General features: G+C 33.5%; 22 protein-coding genes. 10 read left to right on the top strand and 12 right to left on the bottom strand.

All coding sequences use genetic code 11. From position 1 onward, the window contains the following. The 5 genes from ACM591_RS02200 to ACM591_RS02220 all read left to right on the top strand — a co-directional run bounded on the left by ACM591_RS02200 (position 1) and on the right by ACM591_RS02220 (position 3,436). The gene (locus tag ACM591_RS02200; RefSeq protein ID WP_029378050.1) at positions 1-333 is read left to right on the top strand and encodes a glycine cleavage system protein H; all 333 of its coding nucleotides are present in this window, start codon (positions 1-3) and stop codon (positions 331-333) included. A gap of 3 nt (positions 334-336) precedes the next feature. Next, positions 337-1,122, top strand: a complete 786-nt coding sequence (locus ACM591_RS02205) for a protein-ADP-ribose hydrolase (protein WP_099265772.1) — start codon at positions 337-339, stop codon at positions 1,120-1,122. Next, the gene (locus ACM591_RS02210; protein ID WP_326007963.1) at positions 1,115-1,999 is read left to right on the top strand and encodes an NAD-dependent deacetylase; all 885 of its coding nucleotides are present in this window, start codon (positions 1,115-1,117) and stop codon (positions 1,997-1,999) included. The genes ACM591_RS02205 and ACM591_RS02210 overlap by 8 nt, the downstream gene beginning before the upstream one ends. Positions 2,000-2,008: 9 nt before the next feature. Further along, positions 2,009-3,031, top strand: coding sequence for a lipoate--protein ligase (locus ACM591_RS02215; RefSeq protein ID WP_029378053.1), 1,023 nt, complete (start codon positions 2,009-2,011; stop codon positions 3,029-3,031). Between the two features lie 204 nt (positions 3,032-3,235). Beyond that, on the top strand, positions 3,236-3,436 hold the full coding sequence (locus ACM591_RS02220; protein ID WP_029378054.1) for a hypothetical protein: 201 nt from the start codon (positions 3,236-3,238) through the stop codon (positions 3,434-3,436). A 95-nt stretch (positions 3,437-3,531) separates the two neighbouring features. Here ACM591_RS02220 and ACM591_RS02225 read toward each other — a convergent pair whose 3' ends face one another. Together ACM591_RS02225 and ACM591_RS02230 are read right to left on the bottom strand one after the other, a co-directional pair. Next, on the bottom strand, positions 3,532-3,864 hold the full coding sequence (locus ACM591_RS02225; protein WP_029378055.1) for a general stress protein: 333 nt from the start codon (positions 3,862-3,864) through the stop codon (positions 3,532-3,534). Positions 3,865-3,906: 42 nt separating this feature from the next. Next, positions 3,907-4,305 (bottom strand): hypothetical protein, encoded by a 399-nt coding sequence (locus tag ACM591_RS02230; protein WP_029378056.1) that lies wholly within the window; start codon positions 4,303-4,305, stop codon positions 3,907-3,909. A gap of 206 nt (positions 4,306-4,511) precedes the next feature. On the opposite strand from ACM591_RS02230, the gene ACM591_RS02235 reads away from it, so the two are divergent. After that, positions 4,512-5,507: a Gfo/Idh/MocA family protein gene (locus tag ACM591_RS02235; RefSeq protein WP_029378057.1), complete on the top strand. Its 996-nt coding sequence runs from the start codon at positions 4,512-4,514 to the stop codon at positions 5,505-5,507. Positions 5,508-5,723: 216 nt separating this feature from the next. Here the strand turns inward: ACM591_RS02235 and larC are convergent, their stop codons facing one another. The 6 genes from larC to ACM591_RS02265 are packed head-to-tail and all read right to left on the bottom strand — an operon-like array spanning position 5,724 to position 12,129. Then, on the bottom strand, positions 5,724-6,905 hold the full coding sequence (gene larC / locus ACM591_RS02240; RefSeq protein WP_326026697.1) for a nickel pincer cofactor biosynthesis protein LarC: 1,182 nt from the start codon (positions 6,903-6,905) through the stop codon (positions 5,724-5,726). A gap of 17 nt (positions 6,906-6,922) precedes the next feature. Beyond that, the gene (larB, locus tag ACM591_RS02245) at positions 6,923-7,681 is read right to left on the bottom strand and encodes a nickel pincer cofactor biosynthesis protein LarB (protein ID WP_029378059.1); all 759 of its coding nucleotides are present in this window, start codon (positions 7,679-7,681) and stop codon (positions 6,923-6,925) included. A 21-nt stretch (positions 7,682-7,702) separates the two neighbouring features. Beyond that, positions 7,703-8,527, bottom strand: coding sequence for an ATP-dependent sacrificial sulfur transferase LarE (gene larE / locus ACM591_RS02250; RefSeq protein ID WP_038679227.1), 825 nt, complete (start codon positions 8,525-8,527; stop codon positions 7,703-7,705). A gap of 16 nt (positions 8,528-8,543) precedes the next feature. After that, positions 8,544-9,806 (bottom strand): nickel-dependent lactate racemase, encoded by a 1,263-nt coding sequence (larA, locus tag ACM591_RS02255; protein ID WP_029378061.1) that lies wholly within the window; start codon positions 9,804-9,806, stop codon positions 8,544-8,546. Positions 9,807-9,809: 3 nt separating this feature from the next. Continuing rightward, the gene (locus ACM591_RS02260) at positions 9,810-10,973 is read right to left on the bottom strand and encodes a 2-keto-3-deoxygluconate permease (RefSeq protein WP_029378062.1); all 1,164 of its coding nucleotides are present in this window, start codon (positions 10,971-10,973) and stop codon (positions 9,810-9,812) included. A gap of 25 nt (positions 10,974-10,998) precedes the next feature. Further along, positions 10,999-12,129, bottom strand: coding sequence for a glycerate kinase (locus ACM591_RS02265; RefSeq protein ID WP_326026696.1), 1,131 nt, complete (start codon positions 12,127-12,129; stop codon positions 10,999-11,001). Positions 12,130-12,263: 134 nt separating this feature from the next. On the opposite strand from ACM591_RS02265, the gene ACM591_RS02270 reads away from it, so the two are divergent. The 4 genes from ACM591_RS02270 (at position 12,264) to ACM591_RS02285 (ending at position 18,398) form a co-directional block, all read left to right on the top strand. Beyond that, positions 12,264-13,343, top strand: a complete 1,080-nt coding sequence (locus ACM591_RS02270; protein ID WP_058625923.1) for a CdaR family transcriptional regulator — start codon at positions 12,264-12,266, stop codon at positions 13,341-13,343. A 1,048-nt stretch (positions 13,344-14,391) separates the two neighbouring features. After that, entirely contained in the window at positions 14,392-17,025 is a 2,634-nt protein-coding gene (ppdK, locus tag ACM591_RS02275) for a pyruvate, phosphate dikinase (RefSeq protein WP_326026695.1), read from the top strand. After that, a complete protein-coding gene (locus tag ACM591_RS02280) occupies positions 17,018-17,833 on the top strand; it encodes a pyruvate, water dikinase regulatory protein (protein ID WP_029378066.1) in 816 nt (271 codons plus the stop codon). The genes ppdK and ACM591_RS02280 overlap by 8 nt, the downstream gene beginning before the upstream one ends. A gap of 151 nt (positions 17,834-17,984) precedes the next feature. Beyond that, positions 17,985-18,398: a VOC family protein gene (locus ACM591_RS02285; RefSeq protein ID WP_029378067.1), complete on the top strand. Its 414-nt coding sequence runs from the start codon at positions 17,985-17,987 to the stop codon at positions 18,396-18,398. Between the two features lie 113 nt (positions 18,399-18,511). On the opposite strand, the gene ACM591_RS02290 is transcribed toward ACM591_RS02285, so the two are convergent. The 4 genes from ACM591_RS02290 to ACM591_RS02305 form a co-directional block, all read right to left on the bottom strand. Next, entirely contained in the window at positions 18,512-19,027 is a 516-nt protein-coding gene (locus tag ACM591_RS02290) for a hypothetical protein (RefSeq protein WP_029378068.1), read from the bottom strand. Continuing rightward, a complete protein-coding gene (locus ACM591_RS02295; RefSeq protein ID WP_029378069.1) occupies positions 19,020-19,544 on the bottom strand; it encodes a hypothetical protein in 525 nt (174 codons plus the stop codon). Before ACM591_RS02295 ends, ACM591_RS02290 begins: the two co-directional genes overlap by 8 nt. After that, on the bottom strand, positions 19,537-19,737 hold the full coding sequence (locus tag ACM591_RS02300; RefSeq protein ID WP_029378070.1) for a helix-turn-helix transcriptional regulator: 201 nt from the start codon (positions 19,735-19,737) through the stop codon (positions 19,537-19,539). The genes ACM591_RS02295 and ACM591_RS02300 overlap by 8 nt, the downstream gene beginning before the upstream one ends. A 299-nt stretch (positions 19,738-20,036) precedes the next feature. Beyond that, entirely contained in the window at positions 20,037-20,582 is a 546-nt protein-coding gene (locus tag ACM591_RS02305; protein ID WP_029378071.1) for a helix-turn-helix domain-containing protein, read from the bottom strand. Between the last annotated feature and the right edge of the window lie 27 nt (positions 20,583-20,609).

Consider the following 20,609-nt stretch of genomic DNA (forward strand, 5'->3'; position numbering starts at 1 on the left):
ATGAAAAAATTAGCAAATTACTTATGGATAGAAAAAATTGGAGAACAATATGTTTATAGAATGACACCAGAACTACAAGACGATGTTGGAACTGTTGGTTATGTGGCATTTATGGGTGAAGATGATATTACAGTTGATGATGAAATTGTCAGTATCGAAGCTTCAAAAACAGTTTTAGATGTGCAATCACCATTAGCAGGTAAAATTGTGGCGCGTAATACTAAGGCAGAAGATGAACCGACGCTTTTAAATTCTGAAAAACCAGATGAAAACTGGTTAGTAAAATTAGAAAACGTTGATGAAGCAGCCTTTGATGCACTTCCAGAGGCATAATATATGCAACAGGTAGAACGCTTAGGGTATTTGATTGAATATTTATGGCAAGAGGAAAATGGAGATAAAATATTAGACTTACCTGATACGGAACAAGCACGGTGGGATATGTTTAGGAGTCTAATAAATGTAAGGCCAGCCAAAGATATATCTAAAGAATTTATTGATGTACAAGATGCATTGTTAATTCAATATAATAACCAGCAAGTGACTAATATAACGTCATTAACACCATATTTAGGCAACGATATTTATTTATGGCAAGGTGACATTACGCAATTACAAGTAGATGGCATTGTGAACGCCGCTAATAGTCAGTTTCTAGGTTGTTTTGAACCTAATCATAATTGTATAGATAACATCATTCATACAAAAGCAGGTGTACAGTTGCGTTTAGCATGTGCAGAGCTAATCGAAAGACAGGGGAAATGTGAAGGTGTAGGTAAGGCAAAAATTACAGGTGCTTATAATTTACCAGCAAATTATGTAATTCATACAGTAGGACCACAAATACGTAAGACACCAGTGTCACAAATGAATCGTGATTTACTTGCACGATGCTATCAAAGTTGTTTGGAAATAGCTGATGCTCATCAATTAGCTAGCATTGCTTTCTGTTGCATCTCTACAGGCGTTTTTGGTTTTCCTCAAGCAGAAGCTTCTCGTATCGCTATAGATACGGTATTAAATTATAAACGAACTTATCAATCAGATATCAACGTGGTATTTAATGTATTTACTAATACAGATTTAAAGTTGTACAAGGAAGGATTGAAACAGAATGACTGAGTCAACGTGGGATGCTTTAACGACAGTATATGAGCAACAAGCTGACCAATTAGCAGATGCATTACAAGAAGCAGAGGCTGTCGTAGTAGGTGTTGGAGCAGGTATGTCTGCGGCAGATGGGTTTACATATATTGGAGAAAGGTTCACGCAACACTTTCCTGATTTTATAGCTAAATATGGTTTTTTTGATATGTTGCAAGCAAGCCTACATCCTTTTGAAAGCTGGCAAGAGTATTGGGCATTTGAAAGTCGTTTTATTGCACTAAATTATTTAGATCAACCTGTCGGCGCATCTTACGTAGCGTTAAAACAAATTTTAGAAACTAAAGACTATCATATTATTACGACAAATGCTGATAATGCTTTTGCAGTGGCAGATTATGATTTAGAGAAAGTCTTTCATATTCAAGGAGAGTATATTTTGTGGCAATGTAGTCAACATTGTCATGCGCAAACTTATCGTGATGATGATGCGATACGTCAAATGGTAGCGCAACAAGAAAATATGAAGATACCTAGAACATTAGTGCCACATTGCCCAAAATGTGATGCACCTATGGAAATAAATAAACGTAAAGCGCAAGTTGGAATGGTAGAAGATGCAGATTTTGAGGCACAATTGTCGCGTTATAATCAATTCCTTAATGCACATAAAGAAGCTAAAGTACTGTATCTAGAAATAGGTATTGGCTACACGACGCCACAATTTGTGAAACATCCTTTTCAACGTATGACAAAACAAAATCCAAACGCCTTATTTATGACTTTGAATAAAAAAGCTTATCGTATCCCAGTAGATATCCGTGAGAGAACGATACATTTAACTGATGATATTTCAACATTGATTTTAGAAGCAAATAAAAAATTAACTAAATAGGAGATAGCTATGTATTTAATTGAACCGATTAGAAATGGTGAATATATAACTGATGGTGCTGTAGCATTGGCTATGCAAGTATATGTAAGTGAAAATATATTTTTAAATGAAGATATTCTTTTCCCATATTACTGTGATCCTAAAGTAGAGATAGGTCGTTTTCAAAATACTGCTGTAGAAATTAACCAAGATTATTTAGAACAAAAAGATATTAAAGTTGTACGTCGAGATACAGGAGGCGGAGCGGTTTATGTAGACCGTGGTGCGGTGAATATGTGTTGTATTCTAGAAAAAGATGACACAATCTATGGTAATTTCAAAAAATTCTATGAACCGGGGATCCAAGCGTTACATCACCTTGGCGCCACAGAAGTAGAACAAAGTGGGCGTAATGATTTAGCGATTAACGGTAAAAAGGTATCTGGAGCGGCTATGACGCTAATCAAAGGCAGGATTTATGGCGGTTACTCTTTATTATTAGATGTAGATTATGAGCCTATGGTAAACGTACTAAAACCGAACCGTAAAAAAATTGAATCTAAAGGTATTAAATCGGTACGTTCTCGTGTAGGTAGTATTAGACCATACTTAGCAGCAGAGTATCAAAATATAACAATAGAAACATTTAAAGATTTAATGGTTAAACAAGTGTTAGGTGTTGATGATTTAAGTGATGCTAAACGCTATAACTTAACAAATAAAGATTGGGAAGTCATTGATGACATGCTTGAGAAAAAATACAATAATTGGGAGTGGAATTATGGACGCTCTCCAAGATATGAATACAATCGAGATGCGCGGTTAGTAGCAGGTACGATTGATATTTCTTTAGCAGTTGAACATGGCCGTATTTCCGCATGTCGCATTTATGGTGATTTCTTTGGCCAAGGCGATATTAGTGACGTTGAGAATCAACTTCAAGGTGTACGTGTAGTCAAAGGTGATATTATAGCAGCATTAAATGAGCTAGATGTTACGTACTATTTTGGGAAAACATCTGCTGAAGAATTAGCGGACGTTATTTTAAGTTAATTAAAAATATGAAAGTGAGTCCTATACCTTAAGGGATTGAATAAACTTGCGTGATTTTGGTTCGTATTTATTTTGTAAAAATAATTTTCAAACGACTTACTACTCATAAGTGTCTGAAGTAGGTTAATGCCCATATCGTTTTGAAAAGCGGATGTCGGGTATAACAATTATAAATGCTTGATAGATACGTAAGGAGGATATCGTATGAATAAAAATCATATCAAAGAAGCGTTATCTAAAAACTCAGAGATTATTATAGAAACTGTTGAGCATGAGAGAATAACTGTTAAAGCAATAGAGGACAATGATGATTCACAGTATTTACATGTCACAGAGCCAAAAGATCAACAAGTAGAAATCGATAAAATAACTGATATACAAGTAAATAATTTTGATCAACTTTAGTCTTAATAAAAAGAATTAAAGTATATAAAACGACCTTCCACAAACGTTAAATTGGGTGGAAGGTCGTTTAGCTTTTTATTTCGATATTATTAGTGTTATAAGACATCTCTTGCACGAGAATCAGTAACGATTAATAAAACTTTGCCTTGATCCATCAGTTCTTCGTATTCATAAGAATCTTCTTCAGAAATGCCAAGCACCTGTAGTTTTTCACGCAGTTGACTTCCTTGCTTAGCCACTTCATCACCCACGGTAGAACGGTTGTAATCAATACCGGATACTTCGGTATGATTTACAATTCGTTCAGTTCTATCAGGGTCGTGAGACAATACAAAGACATCTTTTGCATTTATTTGTTGATCTTTTAGTGTATTAATATTTACTTCGACTTCTTCATCATTTGAATATACTTTTACAATTGGCGTCATTTATAAACCCCCTTGATATAGAACAAACTTAATTCATTTTACTTATTTATTATTTTGCTTTTTAAGTCTATCGTAGCGTTCATGCATAATATAAAAATGTGTGTGTTGAAGTGCATAATCATATACTTCTTCTCTTTTGATATCGGTAGGCAATTCAAAATGAGTATCTATTTTTTCTTCGTTCACATATTGAACTTGAGATACATTCTCAGGCTTAATGTTTAATGTTTCTTTAGGATAAACTAAAGTGATGTGTTGTGGTGTTTCTTTGATAGACTGTAAGTTTTCTATTTTGAATGCTTCGTTGATATAGTTTTCAGCTCTTTTTTCACGTTTGCGTTTTCTTTTATTTACGGAAGCTTCATTCCTATATTGTTTCTTGATGAGTAGGAAGAAAGCCACGACTATTATCAGAAATATTATAAAATAAAATATGGACATCTTCTAGCCCTCCTTACGCATAAAACATAAAATGCAATTTTATACCTTTATATTATATGTATACCACTGAATTAATTTTAAAAACAAATCTAATGATTTTCTATTATTGATTTTGAATTAAATGTATCTATAAAGTACACTATGGTTATGTAATTAATTATTAAAATAAATAGAGAATACAAATAATTAACAAAGGGGAATGACTTATGAATCTTGGAATTGTCGGGGCGGGAAAAATTGTTAAAGAAGCGTTACCTGTTATGGAGCAAATATCAGCGTATACTTTTCAGAGTCTTGTTTCTTCAGGTAGAAATCCAGAAAATGTAGAGAATTTACAAAAGCAATTTAATATTAAGCATATTTTTGATGATTATGATGCATTTTTAGCAGATGAGACAATCGATACTATCTATCTAGCCGTGCCGAATCATTTACATTTTGATTATGCACGTAAGGCAATTAAACAACATAAACATGTTATATGTGAAAAACCATTTACGTTAACGAAAGAAGAATTATTAGAATTAAAGACTCTAGCTGAAGTTCACCAAGTTATTATTATAGAGGCCATTACTAACCTGTATTTGAGTAATTTCGATGTATTAAAGCAATCTTTACTTGAAATAGGAGATAGTAAGATTGCGCAATTTAATTATTCGCAGTATTCATCAAGGTATGATGATTTTAAAAAAGGGATTATCCAACCTGCATTTGACCCATCTAAAGGTGGTGGGGCTTTAATGGATATCAATGTTTACAATATCCATTTGGCAATTGCACTATTTGGTAAACCTAATGGAGTAGCTTACTTTGCAAATATAGAAAATAATATTGATACTTCAGGCATTTTACAATTAGATTATGACGATATAAAAGTTGTATGTATAGGTGCGAAAGACTCTAATTCAGATAATCAATCTTATATTCAAGGGGAAAAAGCAACAATAAATATTAAAGGTCCTACAAATGAATTAAAAGCCTTTGAACTAAAATATAATAATGGTGGAACGCAATCATATCAAGTTAATCAGCATGAACACCGTATGTACGAAGAATTTGTAAAAATTGCAGAAATTATTAAAGAGAAAGACTTTGATACAGCAATGCAAAAATTAGAACATAGTATTCAAGTTAGTGAAGTATTAGAGCTTGCTCTAGATAGTGCCCATATAGAATTAGGACCTTCTGTTAATAATAAGTGATTGAACTTAGATGCGTGCTTAAGAAAATATAAAATAGTAGGAAATAAGTTAAAATAACGCACCTCAATTCGACTAATGAATTGAGGTGCGTCTTACGTTTGATTAAAGATCTAATTCAGACTAAAGAAATGTATGACAATAATGATATTTATTATGTTCCTTAAATTTAATATTGTGATGAAACTGTGATTAAGATTTGTTTATATTGATATTGAATTAATCAATTTCAATGTTAATGTGTTTTTGTAAAGTTGTTTGAATATCGTTATAAACGGTAGCAAAGGGCATTCCTGACTGAATTGAAGCATTTCGAACATCTTCAAATTCAGGTTTGGCTTTTATAACTTTGTCACCCAGCATACCTAATTTCACTAATATTGCGCCGTAATTTGTATGCACGGTCTGAAATTGACGGTACAAGATTTTTCGGTTTACTGTATAACTTCGTACACCTAGCGATGTCGTATATTTAAGGATATAGTTTTCGAAATACTGTACTTGTGTAAGACTACAAATAACTGTTAATTGTGTAGCTAGACGACTTTTCTTCATAGTGATAGGTGTGTAATAAGCATCCAAAGCACCATCGTCTATTACTTGTTCCATAAAAAATCCAAGCATTTCTGGTGTCATGTCATCAAGTTGGCATTCTAATACTTGAACTTGAGAGGGAGTCGATTCTTTTTTAGAAAATTGAACTGCACGTAATATATTTGGAAAATCAAAATCTTTTGTACCACAACCGTAACCAATCTCGTTCATTGTGACACTTGGTAGTGGCCCGACTTCTGATACTAATGCTTTAATAAAACCTGCGCCTGTCGGGGTCGTTAATTCACTTGCTACATCAAAAGCGGCAAGCGGTATACCTTTAAGTATTTCAGCAGTTGCAGGTGCGGGTACAGGGTAAATACCATGTGCGATATTGATTTTTCCGTGTCCCGTGGGAATCGGTGAGGAGAGTAAAGTATCAATGTCTAAGGTTTCTAATGCTAAACAACTCCCGATAATATCAATGATTGAATCCATTGCACCTACTTCATGAAAGTGTACGTCTTCAACTGACATGCCGTGAATTTTTGCTTCTGCATGTGCAATAACATCAAATACTTTGATACTTCGTTCTTTTACTCTATCAGGCAAAGTGCTTTCACGTATCATTATGAAAATATCTTGAGCTTTTCTATGGTGATGTGCTGGCTCAAAATCGATTGATAGTGATGTAGCTTGGATACCTTGTTTATTTTGTGAAGAAAAGTTTAACTTAAATTTGTTTAAGGGTAAGTCATTTAAATGCTTTTCAATATAATTTATATCTGCACCTAAATCAACAAGTGCAGATAGCAACATATCGCCTGCAATACCTGCATGACAATCTAAATAAATTGCATTAGGCATATTGATTCACTCCATTTCTAATGAGCTTCAATCATTTTTATAATCATTGCGGCATTATAGCCACCACCAAAGCCATTATCTATATTGAGGACGCTTGTTCCTGGTGCACAGGAATTAACCATTGATAATAGTGTTGTTACACCTTCTAAATTCGCACCATAACCTATACTAGTAGGAACAGAGTAGACTGGATGATCTACTAAGCCTGATACTACACTTGAAAGGGCACCTTCCATACCGGCAACAACGATTGAAACCTTACTTTGTCTAATTGCTTCTATATGTGAAAATAAACGATGGATACCAGATACACCTACATCATAAAAGCGTTTTACATGTATACCCATTACCTCAGCAGTAATGGCAGCTTCTTCTGCAACTGGTAAATCAGAAGTTCCGGCACAAATCACAGATGTGTAATAATTAGATTTTGAAATATTGCTTATAGGAGTACAAATAATACGCGCTGCTTCATGATATTCAAGATGACTATACTTAGCGATAATATTTTGTGCTTTGTTATAGTCGACCCTTGTAACTAGAATAATCTCATCGTGTGCGAGTAATGTGCTGATGATATCTATAATTTGAGAAGCTGTTTTTCCTTCGCCAAAAACAACTTCTGGAAAGCCTTGCCGTTGTCTCCTATGCAAATCAATTTTGGCAAAACCTAATTCGTCATAATGACTTAATTGAGTCTTAGCTTCTGCAACAGAAAGCTGCTTCGATTGAACAGCTTGAAGCAATGAGTCTAGGGAATCTTGCTTGTCAGTCATAGTTACGCCCCCTTTATAAATTTAATATGCATCTAATGAATCGATGACTTCGTTCATACTTCCTGTGCGATAGCCTTCTAAATCAATCGTTACATAGTCAAAGCCTAGTTCTTTAAGTCGCAGTGTTATTTGTTTTCGATACTGTACTACGGTTGGAATGTCGATATCGTTAACTTCTACTCTAGCGATATTATGGTGATAACGTACTCTAACATTGCTAATATCTAAACTTAAAATATATTTTTCCGCTTCGTTGACTTTATTTACTTTTGCAAAATTCAATGTTTCTCCATAAGGAATACGAGAGGCAAGACTACATAATGCTGGTTTATTCCAAACTGGTAAACCATTAGCCTTACTAATTTCTCTTACTTCGGATTTGTATAAATCAGCTTCTTGCAATATACTTCTTACATTAAATTCTGTTCTTGCTTTTAAGCCTGGTCTGAAATCATCTAAGTCATCCATGATCATGCCATCAAGCACATAATTAAAGTTGTACTCCCTTCTTAACTCTTCTAGTTTTGAATATAATAAACACTTGCTGTAATACCAACTGTCAGGTGTATTTTCAATAATATGAGGGTCTTTTAGTTCTTCAATTTCAGCCTCTGTTATTGGCGCGTTAAGTTGATTTGCTAATTCAATAGCTTGATTGAATTCTTCATGTCTAAATAATTCGGATTTGACTATAACTGCTTTAACATTTGCGTGACCTAATACATCAACGGCTTTCTTTAAGACCAGACTGCTATCTACACCACCAGAAAAAGCAATAACTACTTTGTTCATATCTTTAAGAATATTTTCTAATTTTTGTTCTTTATTTAAAGTCTCAGTTAACATTATTATTCCTCCTAATTTATGATTCAACGTATGGAATGGTTAGTGGTCCTAACGGCATAACGCCAATCGTCATGTCTTTTCCATATTTGTCTTCAAGCATTTTTAGTGTGTCATTAATTTCAGTAACTGGATGTAGCATAGCATCTTTAGTCTGCTGATCAGTGAGTTTAGAGTATAAATAGACATCTGCAAATGTTTGGATAACGGCTTGTTTTTGAACTTGCCATTGATCCAACATAGCAAAGTCTGGGTCGTTAATCATGTCGACGAGTGCTTGCGGGCTATCAGCCATTTTAAGAATTTCAGCATAGTTACCGTGATTTGGATATCCATCACTACATTCTGATAACATGATAATACTGCCACCTTCTTTAACAACCTTGTGTGCAGCGCTCATCCCTTTAACGGTTTGATATAAGTTTTGATCCAAAGGATATCCGGAGTTAGAAGCTATTACAACATCAAAAGGTTCATCACATTTGAACATGGCATGTTTCTTAGCGTAAGCGCATCCTTTATCATGTGCTTCAAATAATTCTCCAGCAAAGACCTCAGTAATGGCTTTCTCTTTGTTTAATGTTACATTGAGCATAAAGTCTGGCTTGCACATGGCATTAATTTCTCGGGTCATATCTTGAACCGGATTATCTGTCATGTTACCCCAAGTGGAGCGAATATCACCAATCATTTTCGCATTATGGAAGGTCATAATTGTTTCGATACCTGCAATTCCTGGCATGATCCCTTTAGGACCACCTGAAAATCCAGCAAAGAAATGCGGTTCTATAAAGCCAGTAACGATTTTGAAATCGGCTTCAACATATGATTTATTCAGGTATACATCACATCCATATTTGCTATGTCCAACTTTGCTCAAGGTTGTTTTATCATTACAATGATTATGAACAATTTTGATGCTATTAACGATGTCTTCACCTAACATTTGAACAAGCTCTTCTCGAGTTTGGTCACGATGTGTGCCGGTACCATTTATAATTACAAAATTCTCCAATGGTAAATGGGACAATGTCTTTATAAGTAAAGGCACCAATATATGGTTAGGCGTTGGTCTCGTGATATCACTGATCACAATAGCTACAGTTTGATTAGCTTGGACCATTTCACTCAAAGGTTTAGTACCAATAGGGTGGCGTAAAGCTTTTTGAATTGCACCGATATCATCTTCAAGTGCAGTTAAGTCTTGAGGTTCAATTAAGACACTGTGGTCTGGTAAATCAATTTCAACGTTGGATTTACCATATAGCATAGTAGTTTTCAAAACTTACTCCTCCTTTTTGTTTAAAGCGCTTTCATAAAAGCGTAGTTTATTTACTTGTTTTAGTTTGAACAATGGTTCGTTTGTGCGTTTGAAATATTCTTTTCTTCCATATATACCCTTGTTTTTCTGGTATTTATCAACCATTATAACTGCTATTGGGCATAAAATAGCTGTAGTAATAGCAGATATTGATATTTGAGCCGTTGCCACAGGCGCTATTTTTTCTATCATTGCATACTCACTTTGAGTTAAATTACCGTTTGCTAGGGCAGTAGAAGCAGCCGCAACTACTGCAGCTGGAGTAGATACAGCGTTCCCAGCAGTGGAAGCTTCAGAAATTGGAGCGATAACACTTTTTTCTTTAAATAATTTAAATGCAGCAATACCAGTAATAGCGGTACATATAAATGTTAGTAAAGCTAAAGTTAGTCCACCTGATAATACAGAGAAATTAAAGAATTCAGCTAAATTCATACCAGCACCTAATGAGAAAGCGAAGAACGGAATTAGGATTGTTTCTCCTGGGCGTAGAAATTCTGAAATTTTAGGATCTAAGTTACCTAATAGCATACCAATACCTAACGGAAGCAGTACTGATATGAACGATATGACTGGAAAAGTAGTGCCAATAAACCCTAGTGAAATTAGGGTGAGTAAAGGTCCATCATTAATTGCTAATATAGATAGTCCGCCAATATCTGAACGATTTCCATATGCACTCGTTAATGCAGCATACATACCACTATTACTATTTGTCATTGCAGCAATGATTGCAATTGTAGATAACCCAAATAATCCTGTCCACGGGTCAAAAATGGCGCCGAGTAATAAACCAACTCCTAACCCTGAAAAGTATTTAGTAGATGTTAATAAGAAACCTTTTTTTAATGCCTTCCCCCCGATTTTCAAATTCATTTGGCTTCCAACACAAAATATAAAAAGTGCAATTAATACTAACGCACTATCTTTAAATAGTTCCTGTGAGAATCCACCAATTTGCAACATTTCATAATGCCCCTGCTCAGTTTTTGGCGCACCGAGTTGCTTTAATAAATTCATTATAAAATTTAAATGTAGTTGGTCAATCGTATTAATCGTAGCACCCAAAAGTAAAGGCACAACCATCAATCCCCCTGGTATTTTTTCAATCGTATCTTTGATTCTCATAACTAACATCCCCTTAAATATTTTATTAATTATGGAAAAATGTTTTTACGATATTCTTAGTTGCTTTCTTTATTAATTTTTCCGAATTAGCAATCGTATGTGCAAGTGACATAGGTCCATCGGTTAAACTAAAAGCACTTACTACACCAAAATCATTTAACATATCAATGTCTACATCGACAGTTCCCCCGATAAAGATGACAGGTACATTGAACTTTTGGGCGCATTTGGCAATACCTATTGGCGTTTTACCATAAAAAGTTTGGAAATCAATTTTACCTTCCCCAGTAATTACTAAATCTGCATCCTCTAAATAATTTTCGAGATGTATAAGGTTTATAACAACTTGAATACCATCATTAAATTCACTAGGGAAAAATGCTTTGAAAGCACCTCCTAGACCACCAGCGGCCCCAGCACCAGCTAATTCATGTAGACGTATATGTTGTGTGGATTCGACAATGTTTGCCCAATGTGTAAGGTTTTGCTCTAATAATGTTATTTCTGAAGATGATGCTCCTTTTTGCTTTCCAAAGACATGTGATGCGCCATCTTGTCCAATTAATGGATTTTTAACGTCTGTTGCAATTACAAAGTTACAATGTTGAATTCGATCGTCGAAGTTTTTTAAATCGATGTGATGGATAGCTTTTAATGTAGCACCACCAAAAGTTATATCATTAAGGTTTTTATTGATTAATCTCGCACCTAATGCCTGTAACATACCAGCGCCGGCATCATTTGTTGCTGAGCCACCGATTGCTAGAATGAATTTCTCATAACCTTTGTTTAGTGCATCTTGTATTAACTCTCCGGTGCCGTATGTTGTTGTAATCATTGGGTTTAGTTTTGCTTCTGGTACATGTTTTAAGCCTGATGCTTCTGCCATTTCGATAACACAAGTTTTATTATCATCCAACACACCGTATCGAGCAGTAACTTGATTACCTAATGGTCCAGTAACAGAAACAGTTTCAAATTTGCCGTTGGTTGCATTTACTAGTGCTTCCATGGTTCCTTCACCACCGTCACCAACAGGCAAAGCATGAACCTCGGCATGAGGGTAAGTTTCGGTAATGCTTTGGGACATATAGGATGTGACCTCGGTAGCCGTCATACTACCCTTGAATGAATCAGGCGCTAAGACAATTTTCAATTTAAACGACCTCCTTGTAAACGCTTTCTGATATATATTATTCTATTATATAGATTTTATTTTATTGAAAATAGGGTTAAACTATACAATAATATACCTTTAAATTTGTATAAAAGTGATAGAGTGGTGAAAAAATGGAAATATTAACAGAGGAAGTAGCAACACTTATTGTAGAAGAAACTGCAAAAAGAACAAAAAGTAATATTAACATAATGAATTTTAACGGTAAGATTATAGCATCATTTGATAAAAGCAGGATTGGTAGTATACATGAAGGTGCGCGTAAAGTATTAGCGTGCGAGCAAATGGTTATATTAACTGAAGAAGATTGTGAGAAACTTCAGGGGACACAACCGGGTATTAATTTACCCATTATATTTCAAGAAGAAATTGTCGGTGTAATTGGTATTACAGGTGATCCCAAAGCATTATTGTACGTAGCAGATTTAGTAAAAATGTCGACCGAATTATTGTTATATCAAAATTACTTTACATATGAACTAGAAGGACATATACGTAGCCAAGAATTATTCATTGAAGAACTGTTAAAAAGCAATCCCTCTAATTCGTTTATACAATATTTAACGAAACAAATTAACACAAATTTATTAACTTATAGAAAATGTATTATTATTAATCTAGAGAATCAAATATTTTCAAGAAATAGCATCGTTCGTACATTAACTAGTAAAATTGACCAAACGACTTTTACATTAGCTTTTACTAATCATAATCGTATCGTTATACTGGCTTCTGATGAATCGCAAAAAGCTTTGGAAGAAAAGATAGTGAGAATTTATCAAGCTTTTAAATCATTGAAGTTAGAAGTAAGAATGGCTTCGAGTTTACTTTTTTCAAGTTTGAATGATTTCAAAAAGGCTTATGAAGAGTGTGATCTTGTATTTATGTTGAATGACCAAACCCAAACATTGATGTCATTTGAAGATGTAGAAGAGAAAACGTTGCTTTATCAAATAGAGAGTGAAATAAGAGAAAGATATAAGCAAAGAATTTTGAGTAATCTAGATTCACAAAGTATAGAAACTTTAGAAAGTTTCTTCAAAAATGATTTGAATATTGCTAAAACTGCAAAATATCTCTTTATTCATCGTAATACGTTACTTTACCGATTGGAAAAATGTGAAACACGTACAGGATTGAATCCAAAGAAATATTCAGATGCGATTAAACTACAAATAGCTTTATGGTGTTAACTATTCGTAGTTTAGTTGATATATTGCTTTTGTTTAGTAAATCGATAATAGTAGCAATATCACAATGTAGAAATATCATAAAATGTAGTAGTCGCGTTTTTTAGAAAAGTATCAAAAAAGACTTTACAAATTACACGACCAACAATATAATTAATTTAAGTTATTACTAAATAATTCTATAAATTCTATAATAAAAATCTTTATAGATACAAAACGTTTTGTTTTCAATTTGAAATTCTTAAATAGTAATGGTGCCATTATTGAGTTATTAAGTGATAACTCACATCAACTTGTTATTGATGTACCATGGAATGAAGGGACGTGGTCATAATGTGTATAAAATACTTATAAAGTTTTGAATGAATTATTGTGATGATTTGATTAAAATATATTACACTACATGAAAAAGCCAAAACGAATTAACTTTAACAATGCACGAATGTTGTTGTAACTTATCATACTAGATTAACTATGAGATGCTAGTATGATAAATCCTCTGTATGTAACTTTGACAAACGATTATATTTTAAATAGTCACCTACTTTAGCGCAATACAACGTTTATGCTGTAATCTGCCATTTTTAGTAATTTTCGTACTCCAATTTATTTAGTATATCTTAATTAGAAAATGCGATGTCTCTATTTCACCTACTTTTAAAGTCCACAAAAATATAAGAACCAGTTTAAATCAAATAGTACTTTGAAATAGAAAAAAGCTAGTGTAAATGCATCTATTTTTAATTTTAGCCACACAAAATTATAGTTATATGACTTAAATGTTCTCATTTGAAAAATATACTTAGTAATATATTAAGTCCTTTAATCATGTTATATAAAAATGGCAATGAACTGGTGATGTTAAAAGTCCCAAGCAACAAATCAATGTTGCTTGGGCTTTTTATGCACAAAATTATGATATATCAAGAGATTAAGGTGAAAAAAGAAATTAATATGAACAAATTTTTATATTTTAGTTGTCATTTTCAATCTAATGTGACATACTCAATTACAATTAGTATAACATAATAACTATTTGAGGTGATTCAGTATGACGAAATATATTTATGCATTTGATGAAGGGCAAAAATCTATGAAAGATTTATTAGGAGGCAAGGGTGCTAATTTAGCAGAAATGAAACGCTTGGGTTTACCAGTGCCCGATGGTTTTACATTAACAACGGAAGCTTGTATCAAATATTTAGAGCATGGATCTCAGCTATCTGATATACTCATAGATCAATTAAATTCACAACTAACTGCTTTTTATGAACGTACACAAAAATCATTTTCTTCAGACACGTCTTTATTATTAGTTTCAGTAAGAAGTGGAGCTAAAATTTCTATGCCAGGAATGATGGACACAATTTTAAATTTAGGTTTAAATGATGATAATGTTAAAAAGCTAGCTGAAAAGACTGAGGATGCTCGTTTTGCTTATGATTGTTATCGCCGTCTATTACAAATGTTTGGCGAAGTCGTATATGGTATTCCAATGGCATCATTTGATACATATTTCAATCAATATAAAATAAAGCATGGTTATCAAAATGATGCTGATATTCCAGCTGAAGGACTACAAGTAATTTGCGAACATTTTAAAGAAGTATATATTGAAGAAGTTTATAAGCCATTTCCACAAACGCCTATTGATCAATTAACTGAAGCTATTGAAGCAGTGTTTAAATCATGGGATAACGACCGTGCTCGTATATATCGTGAATTGAATGAAATACCACATGATATTGGAACTGCTGTAAATATTCAAGAAATGGTATTTGGCAATAGTGGAGAAAATAGTGGGACAGGAGTCGCGTTTACACGCAATCCAGTTACAGGAGAGTCTAAGCTATTTGGAGAGTATTTGTTAAATGCACAAGGTGAAGATGTTGTTGCAGGTATTCGTACACCTAAAGATATCGAGTCATTGAGGGAACAAATGCCACAGGTACATCAACAGTTTGTAGAGGTTTCTAAACGTCTTGAAACTCACTATAAAGATATGCAAGATATTGAGTTTACGATTGAAAATGGACAGCTATATTTACTGCAAACAAGAAATGGTAAGCGTACTGCTAATGCAGCCATATACATTGCAGTAGATTTGGTTGAAGAGGGCGTTATAAGTAAAGAAGAAGCAGTAATGAATGTCGAAGTAAAATCTATTGATCAGTTATTGCATCCTAATTTTGATGAGGAATCACTTAAACAAGCAACTACAATTTCTAAAATTGGTTTGCCAGCAAGTCCAGGAGCAGCGAGTGGTAAGATTGTATTTTCAGCAGAAAGTGCGAAAGAACAAGCAGAGAAAGGTAATAAAGTTATCTTAATGAGACCAGAAACATCTCCAGAAGATATTGAAGGAATGATCGCAAGTGAAGCAATCGTTACCACACATGGTGGTATGACTTCGCATGCAGCCGTTGTAGCACGTGGTATGGGGAAATGTTGCGTTACAGGATGTTCTGATATAGAAATTAATGTCGTAGATAAAGTAGTTAATTATTCAGAAGGTACGTTACACGAAGGTGATGTTATTTCAGTAGATGGCGCAAAAGGTGATATTTATTACGGCGAAGTGTCGACGATGAAAGCAGAGCGCAGTGAAGCGTTTGAGCAGTTTATGGCATGGTCAGAAGATGTAGCGAGATTACAAGTTAGAATGAATGCGGAAACACCTCAAGATATTCAAACTGGTTACCAGTTTAATGCTAAAGGCATAGGTCTTGTCCGTACAGAGCACATGTTCTTTGGTCCTGAACGCCTGATTGAAATGCGCCGCTTTATCTTATCAGATACACAAGAGAAAAGAATTAATGCACTAAATAAAATTCAGCAATATCAAATGACTGATTTTGAAGAAATATTAAAGTTGTCTGGTCAAAGACCGACGATTATTAGATTGTTAGATCCACCACTTCACGAATTTTTACCAAGTTCGCTAGAAGAAAAAAACAATGTAGCTCAACAGTTGAATGTGTCTGCAAGAGAATTGGAACAATACATTGAGAGTTTAGACGAAGTAAATCCAATGTTGGGGCATAGAGGCTGTCGCCTTGCTATTACGTATCCAGAATTGTATGTTATGCAAGCTGAAGCTATAGTGAAAAGTGCATTACGCTTAAAAGCACAAGGTATTGAGTCTCAACCAGAAATCATGATTCCTTTAGTTTCTACAGTAGCAGAGTTTACAATTTTAAAAGCTCAAATTGTTGAAAAGATAGAACAATTGCAACAAGAGGCAGGAGAAACAATTCAATACTTAATTGGAACAATGATTGAAACACCAAGGGCTTGCCTAATCGCCGGTGAATTAGCGAAAGTATGTGATTTCTTTAGCTTTGGTACTAATGATTTAACGCAATTAACTTTCGGGTTCTCTAGAGATGATGCTGGTAAATTTATTGGTTCATATTCAGAACAAGGTATTTTAGAAAATGACCCATTCCAAACATTAGATCAAGATGGTGTTGGACAACTTGTTAAAATGGCTACACAACAAGCTAAAGCTGTTAACCCTATGATTAAAATAGGTGTTTGTGGTGAGTTAGGTGGAGACGATAAATCAATCCATTACTTTAATCAAATTGATATTGACTATGTTTCATGTTCACCATTTAGAGTTCCAGGTGCATTGTTATCGACTGCACAAAGTGAGGTTAAAGGTGGTCGATTACGTGTTTAATGACTTGGTAGAACCACAACTCAGATTATATGTTATTTCAGATTCTATCGGTGAAACAGCGCAACGCATGGTACATGCAACACTAACTCAATTTCCTGATGTATCACAAATTGAAATAAAAAAATTTCCATTTATAAAAAGTGAAGAAGAACTTATTAATATATTGAAAAGTGCTAAAGCACGTGCTGCAGTTGTAATAACAACATTAGTGAATCCTGAATTTAATATGGTTGGTCAGCAATATGCAAAAGAAGCGGATATTCCATATGTTGATTATATGTCTGACTTAATTGGCATTATTCAGCAACGCACAAATTGTTCGCCTATTTTAGAAAGCGGAGCCTTACGTAAATTAGATGAAAATTATTTTAGAAGAATAGAAGCTATGGAATACTCTGTTAAATATGATGATGGTAAGCATTTTACTGACATAGGGGAAGCCGATGCACTCATTGTTGGTGTTTCAAGAACATCAAAGACACCACTTAGTATGTATTTAGCGAATAAAGGTTACAAAATTGCAAATATACCGCTGGTACCAGAAGTTGATATACCTGATGAAGTTTTTAGGCATAAGGATTTAAAAGTATTTGGTTTAACTGCAAGCCCTAATTATATTTTGAACATACGTAATGAACGTGTGAAAGTGTTGGGGCTACACGGCCCAACAAACTATAATAGTATTGAAAGAATCAGAGAAGAATTAATATATGCTGAAGAGATTTTTGAAAAATTAAGCGCAACAGTTATTAACACAGAATACAAATCAATTGAAGAATCAGCGTTTTATATAGAAAAGTTTTTATAAGTTAGTCTTATTTCACAGTTATATGACTGCAATATATTTTAATAGTAAAATTTAAGACTGAAAGATGTATTAATTTCACTGGAATAGTGAGTAGTGTTGTTACAAGGTGGGTAGGGTTAAAGTGATATAAAATTTAAAAGGGAGTGTCACAATGCTAAAAACAGTATCACCGTATTTGTTTTTTAATGGCACATGCAGAGAAGCCTTACAATTTTACAGTGAAATATTAGAAGGTACAATTAAAGGTGTAATGACGTATGGTGAAGCAAATGAAAAAGTTGCTGATGACCCTGAGCGTATTATTCATAGCCAATTAGAAGTAGATGGACAGTTGTTTATGTTGTCCGATATTCCTAAAGATGATAACTCTATGCTTCAAGATCGTAATGTTTATATTGTACTTGAGTTTGATAGTGAGGAAGCATTAACACGTGCTTATAACCAATTAAAGGCAGACGGCGAAGTACAAATGGAGCTTGATGACATGTTTTGGGGAGCTAAGTATGCCAAACTCATTGATAAATATGATATTGGATGGGACTTAAGTTACACTAAATCATCATAAATAAATTGATATAAATGCCCACGTTTACTTAAATGAACGTGGGCATTACTTATAATCAGTGCTATCTATTTAATGGTACAAATGAGTTTGTAGTGATAGTAATTAAGAGTTAACTAGTCATTATCTTTATAAGTTTTAATGAGCTTCATTTTAGCAAATCCATAGATAATAAGACCTGATATAATAGCAATGATTAAATTAATAAATAGATATTTCAAGATATCTGAACTCTGTGGTAAATTCGAACCTGTAATGTATGGTATCCAATAATTACTTAGATTGAATATGATAAACATTATAGTTGCGAATAATATGCTACTTTTATGTAATTTTTTTAATTGTGTCTTATATTGCGCCTCGGTATGTACCTCTAAAGTGTCCACTTTTTTCTTACGAAGTGAACCAACTAAAATGATTGAATAGATTAATACTAATATGAAAGTTATTGAACCTAATAAAGGTAGGCGATTTAGATAGCTAGTTATAAAAAAGTCTGACGCACTGACAATGAGCCCACCATAAAAAATCCATGGAGAAAACCTAGCATAATCATGTAATAGTTGTTGACGTTCATATTCGTCTGTAAATCTAAAATTAGGAATTAAACGTAGAATTTTGTCATTATTCATCATGTTTACTCCTTTCATCTAGCAACTTTATCCGAGAATCCTTAGTAACCGTAAATATTATGATGAGAATTAAAGGTATATAGGTGCTAAACTTTGTTAATATAGAAAAGTTTAAACTATTACCTGCAAGGATTGGCGCAATTACTACTGTAGTCAATAGCATATAGGTTATTGCGATGATTAAGAAAATGACCCTTTTATTACGGGTTTCTCGTAGCAATTTATGGTAAACTTCTCGATCTTTCACCTCTATTTCTAATGGATCAGCACTAAATTTACTCATAGACATTCTACAACCTAAAATGATAAGTAATAATGCGCCGCCAATAGTGAACGGAGATAAAAACTCACGTTCAATGTCGAAGAAAATAGATAAATAAACGAGTGCGATAAGTACATATAATCCGATAATACTATGTTTGGCTAGAGTTTTATCTATTTCATACTGTTGGTATTCATCTGGATTGCTCATTAAACCGGTAAAATTTTGATATAACCACTTATTTTTTCTATTCATTTGAATGCTCCTCCCAAAATAAATCGTTGAGTGTAACATCTAAAGCTTTCGCTATATTAATACATAAATTTAATGATGGATTATATTTATTATTTTCAATCATATTGATTGTTTGCCTTGATACTTCAACTGTTCTTGAAAGTGTAAGTTGAGACATATGCTTGGCGTTTCGATAATGCTTAACTTTATTCATGGTGAATATATCGCCACCTTTTGTGTCAAATATATGTTACATGTACAATATATACGACATTTCTAAATGTGTCAATGTTACATAATTTTTTAAATTTAAATGATCAAAATAACATGATGCTGTATTTTGTTAAGCGAAATTGATAAGTGGTAGAACAGTTGTAAGAATTTGCAATTAAATATGAGGAATATATGAATTAATAGACATAGAAAAAGTCCCACTTGTTCAATATTTTGACAGTGGGACTTTTGGAAGTGGTTTTATAAAGTAGTTTCCTAGCATAGTGACTTTATAATTGATTATTGATAATACATAGTAGAGGTGAAAACAGCAGTTACGTTTCCACGATTTCGATAACAGTGTGGTACATCACTGTTAAAACGAAAGGCTTGATGATGGTTAATTGTATATATTGTAGAATCAACTTCTATTTCAAGCACACCCTCGTTTACAATGATATATTCTTCAGAACCAACATGGTGTGGCGCTGAATTCATTTTTCCATCTGGCTCTATTACCATTTTAAACATTTCAAATTTCTTATTATCATCATATGGAAAATATGGATAGATAGAGACTTTATCGTCAATGATTGGAATGATGTCAGACTCATCGATAAAGTCTACTTCATCGTTATTTAATGATGTTAATTGCGATAAAGATAGATGAAGTCCGTTGGCAATTTTCCAAAGAGTTGTAATGGTAGGATTGGAATTTCCTTTTTCAATTTGACTTAGCATATTTTTGCTGACACCAGTTACATTTGCAACTTTCTCTAAGCTGAGTTGATGCTTCTTCCGATGGTCAGCAATGTTTTTGGCTACTATATTCTGAATATTATACAAATGCATCGCTCCTATTTACAATATAAC

It is taken from the genome of Staphylococcus sp. Ze2, from assembly GCF_048568365.1.
Lineage (GTDB): Bacteria > Bacillota > Bacilli > Staphylococcales > Staphylococcaceae > Staphylococcus > Staphylococcus xylosus.